This window comes from Streptosporangium sp. NPDC006013 (genome assembly GCF_040614275.1).
Taxonomy (GTDB): Bacteria; Actinomycetota; Actinomycetes; order Streptosporangiales; family Streptosporangiaceae; genus Streptosporangium.
This window is the reverse complement of record NZ_JBEXUE010000641.1, coordinates 1-4,761: the sequence shown is the minus strand read 5'-3', so window position 1 is coordinate 4,761 and position 4,761 is coordinate 1. Positions and strand designations below refer to the sequence as shown.

The window sequence follows — 4,761 nt, the reverse complement described above, 5'->3', positions numbered from 1 at the left end:
GATGAACCCTCGGCCCATCAGATAGCGCACTGCGGTCTGAGCCGACAGACGCGCCTTCCGACGTCGCAAGAGCCGCCAGCCCATTCCTGCGCTTGAGCGAGATCGTCCAGAACACGAGCAGCGGGGGCGTCGCTGTCACCTCAACCTAGGTAAACCGGCAGCAAGGCGAACGACGCCGGACCTTGCCGAGCTGGTTGTCCGCGATCCCGTTGGTGATAATCCCGGCTCGCAGACCCTCGGACCACAGCTGCGACGGTCCGTCCAGGGCCTCGCGGCGGCACTCGACGAGGTGATCCATCCGTCGCGACAGCCAAGCACGGGAGGCTCCATAACTACCCACCTCACGAGGAGCATCTGAGCCTGAGGCGCCCGCTCCAGGAGAGCACGGTCTACAAAAGCCACATGGTTTATGTATTGCAAACAAAGGAATATTTCCTCTTATTTCCGCCTACGAACTAAGCGATCTACCTTATTGTGCGAGCAAGTTGGCGGAAGCGAGATGGATTGCATTGCATTCATACGTTAAATTGCGGATACATCCGAATCTGAGACCATTCCCCGAGACCACGTCGGCAGAGAGGGTCACGACCGGGGAAAACCATTTCGGATTCACTCGAAGGGCGCGTGCTATGGCGGTATATGTCTATCGGTGCCCGTGCTGCTCTGAAATTGAGATCACCTTTCCGATCGGCACCGCACCCGCTGCGGTGCCGTGCCCAGACTGCGGCGCGGCCTCGGTTCGGGCGTTCTCAGCGCCGATGCTCGCGCGTACTCCGGCCGCCGTGTCCCCCCGGTTGCAGCGCGCGGAGCGCAGCGCCTTCGAGCCCGAAGTCGTCACGTCCCTGCCGCAGCGCCGTACCGGAGGTGCGACGGTCGCCCATCCCGCTACCAGTCGCCTGCCGCGGCCGTGACCGTCTCGCAGCGCCGAAAGGAATCCAGCCGTGCCAGAGTTGATTTTCCCGCTCGACTCGAAGAGGAAGTTCACCGACCAGGTCAAGATCGGTCACAACCGTTGGCACCCCGCGATCCCGCCTGTGGCATGGGTCAAACCCGGCGACAGCTTCCGGGTCCACTGCCGGGAGTGGTTCGACGGTGCGATCCACAACGACGACTCCGCCGAGGACATCCGTGACGCCCCGTTGACGACGGTGCACGCGCTCAGCGGCCCGTTCGCGGTCGAGGGGGCCGAGCCGGGCGACCTGCTGGTCGTGGACATCCTCGACCTGGGGCCCATCCCCCAGGAGGACAGCGGCCCGCTGGCCGGTCAGGGCTGGGGTTACACCGGGATCTTCCCCACCAAGAACGGCGGCGGGTTCCTCACTGAGCAGTTCCCCGACGCCTACAAGGCGATCTGGGACTTCTCCGGCCAGACTGCCACATCACGTCATATCCCAGCGGTGTCGTTCACCGGCATCACCCACCCCGGGCTCATGGGCACCGCGCCATCGGCGGCGCTGCTGTCGAAATGGAACGCGAGGGAATCGGCGCTGATAGCCACGGACCCGCAGAGAGTGCCGCCGCTGGCCCTGCCTCCCGAGCCCCGGGACGCCGTTCTCGGCTCTGTCTCCCCATCCGAGTTCGACCGGATCGCGGCCGAGGCGGCCCGCACCGCGCCGCCGCGAGAGAACGGCGGCAACCAGGACATCAAGAACCTCACCCGGGGCTCCCGCGTGTTCTACCCGGTGTACGTACCCGGCGCGAACCTGTCGGTCGGCGACCTGCACTTCTCGCAGGGCGACGGCGAGATCACCTTTTGCGGTGCCATCGAGATGGGCGGCTTCATCGACCTGCGGGTCGAAGTCATCAAGGATGGTATGCAAACGTACCGCGTCGGCGAGAACGCCATCTTCATGCCGGGCCGCACCGGCCCTCAGTACAGTGAGTGGCTCGCCTTCTCCGGGGTGTCCGTCACCCTGAACGGCGAGCAGCGCTATCTTGACTCGCAACTGGCCTACCAGCGTGCCTGCCTGCACGCGATCGACTACCTGACGGCGTTCGGCTACAGCCCCGAGCAGGCATATCTACTGCTCGGCGCCGCGCCGATCGAGGGCCGGCTGTCGGGGGTGGTGGACATCCCCAACTCCTGCGCCACCATCTACCTTCCAACCGCGATCTTCGACTTCGACATCCGTCCCGGCGCCTCCGGTCCGCTCCGCGTGCCACAGGGCACCAGCGCACCGCACGCCGGCTTCGACTGAGAACCGCTGCCCGCCCTGTTGGCCCTCAGGACGTAGGAGCAGGCATTTATACAGCTCAACGGCTTAGGTAACCGCGGACCCGTGGGAACCGCGGGAACACCGGGAGTGCGGACGCACGGGCCTCGGCGCCGGGTGCGGCGATCCGCGCGCCCGCGCCTCACACCCCGTTCACTGCCCGTCGATGCGGGCCGTCACGCTCCCGATCCGGTTCCTCCCGTTGGGCGAGTACACGGTTATCCCCTCGCTGTGGAGGTTGACGAACGAGCTGTCGTCCCTGTCGTTCGCGTAGATGTTCTCCGTGTACACGACGCCGTCCTTGGCACTGTCCGTCCCGCCCCGGGATACCTGGATCCCGAACCTGGGGAAGCTGATCCATCCGTCTTCGGTGCTCCTTCCCTGCACCCATCGGGTGTTCACCCCGGTGAGGTCGGCCTTCTCGGCGAACACGGTTCCCCATGCTCCGCTTCCATGGCGCACGTTCAGCCCCTCCTTGGGGAAGCTGATCCATCCGTCATCGGTGCTTCTTCCCTGCACCCATTCGGTGTTCACCCCGGTGAGGTCGGCCTTTCCGGCGAACACCGCCCCCCGTTCCTGGGAGCCGAACGCGCTCCATACGTTCACCGCGCCCTGGGAGAAGGTGATGGTTCCGTCACTGCCGTTCGCCCCTTGCACCCATGGGGTGGTGACACCGGTGGTGACGGTGAGGGTTTCCAGAACGGGATTGCGCACCTGAACGGTCGTGGTGAGGAAGTGCTCCCGCCCGGGCGTGCTGCGGGACGTGGCGGCGAGGGTGTAGGTGGTGGCCCGCCTCGGGGCCGCGGCCGGTGACCAGGAGCGCGCACCCTGGGGGACGGTCTCCTGCCCACCCGGGAACAGGATCCTGTACTCGAAGTCGTCGGACCCCTCCCAGCTCAGCGCGATCGTTGTTCCGGCGTCCACCATGGCGTTGTCCGGGCGGAAGTCGCGCGGCGCCGGAATCTCCTTCGGAGCGGTCTTCACCAGCGCCACCGCCGCGAAGCCGTCGGTCAGGCGCCCGGTCCTGGTTCTGCCGGTGTGCTCGGTCACCCTCAGCACGGCCAGCCCGGCGGCAGCGGTGACGGTGACGTTCTCCAGCGTCAGCACCAGGTGGTCACCGGAGACGAAAGAGGCTTTGCCGCCGGAGGCGGTGACCTGAAAGGAGTTGGAACCCCCTGACCCCGGCTGGACGTTCACCGGCGACCGGGCGCCCGACCGCGTGCCGTACTCACCCCTGGGACTGATCGTGCTGAAGTCCGAGGTGAGATCACCGGCGCCGTTACCGACGGGCACCTCCACCGTGATCGTGGACCAGTACGCCGCCTGCGGCCCGGTGTTGGTGACGAGCAGATACACCGTCCCCGTGGACGGGGACCGCCCGGATGCCGACGCCTCCAGGGGCGCCGGGTCGGTGAGGACGGTGTAGGTCAGCATGGTCATGGTCACGACTCCTTCTCGTGGAGGACGGCGCGGGCCGGCGACCCGCCCACTGCGAGAGGACCGGGCCGGGCAGGCGGCGAGACGGGTGAGGTACCCGGAACCCGCCGCCTGTGACGCGCCGCAGAAGATCACTCCCTCGATCCAAACGTCCGCATTGGAGCGTGACAAGATCACTCAAGGAGGACATAAAAGGGCGAATCAGCGAGGTTCTCAGCGTCTTGACAGGCATCGGGACCATGCCTCACCGGCCGCTCCGCGAATGCCCGTCATCCCGCTGGGCCCCTTACCCGGAGCCACGACAGGCGGCACACCGCACAGGCCGAAAGACGTGGCAAGGCGAGTTCGAAGACGCCCTACGTCGAATCAACCGAACCTCGACACCCTGTCCTCTAGACGGCGATCCCGAATCGGCCCGCAAGGTGGTGAACATCCAGGCGACAGAGGATCACCTCAGCACGACATCTACCCCCTTCTCCTCGAAGACGGTGCGGATGACATCGAAGTAGGTCGAGTTGGCACCCGCTCCCTCGAATGAGAAGGCGAGAGATTTCCGGGCAATGTGCGAATGGTGCCAGACCAGCGTGAAAGGCGCCTCCGCTCCGAAATGCCCACACAGACAGTCGCTCAGCGCGTCGAGATTCCAACCGAAGTAACCACCCGGCCCGTTGACCGCTTCCCCGATCGCCAGGTAGAAGCTCGCCTTGTCGGTGACGTGCGTTCCATCGAGATCGTAGGCGCGTCCCGATGGGCGATCGGGGTGTCCTGTCCGCCAGCGGCTGTTGTGGCGGACGATGGTCAGCCATTCCTCTCTGTCTGTCCCCACGTAGTCGGCCCACTGGTTGATCCGGTCGGGCCTGGCCGTACGCCAACGCTCCCAGACATGCCGTGCACGAGAGGAGGGAGTGTCCTCCCCCCAGCGGGCGACCAGGTCCCCCCGTTCACGGCTGAGCGGCGAGGATCGCCAGTCGATGATCTCGCCCATCCAGAACTCCGCGAGCGGATTCCCTGCCATATCAAGCATCCAGAGCGCCTCCAGCCCCAGCGGATTCCTCTGGCGGTAGCGCTTGGATCCGCTGAGGTGGTCGCGCATCTGCTGGGAGGGAAGGCA

The 4,761-nt window shown here is 65.9% G+C and carries 3 protein-coding genes; 1 reads left to right on the top strand and 2 read right to left on the bottom strand.

Annotated features, from left to right (window positions below; genetic code table 11):
- Positions 1-941: 941 nt before the first annotated feature.
- Entirely contained in the window at positions 942-2,198 is a 1,257-nt protein-coding gene (gene fmdA, locus ABZ260_RS46830; RefSeq protein ID WP_355631277.1) for a formamidase, read from the top strand.
- A gap of 168 nt (positions 2,199-2,366) precedes the next feature.
- Here the strand turns inward: fmdA and ABZ260_RS46825 are convergent, their stop codons facing one another.
- Positions 2,367-3,653, bottom strand: a complete 1,287-nt coding sequence (locus ABZ260_RS46825) for a hypothetical protein (protein ID WP_355631274.1) — start codon at positions 3,651-3,653, stop codon at positions 2,367-2,369.
- A 445-nt stretch (positions 3,654-4,098) separates the two neighbouring features.
- The coding region (locus ABZ260_RS46820; protein WP_355631271.1) for a barstar family protein at positions 4,099-4,761 on the bottom strand (663 nt) is incomplete at its 5' end.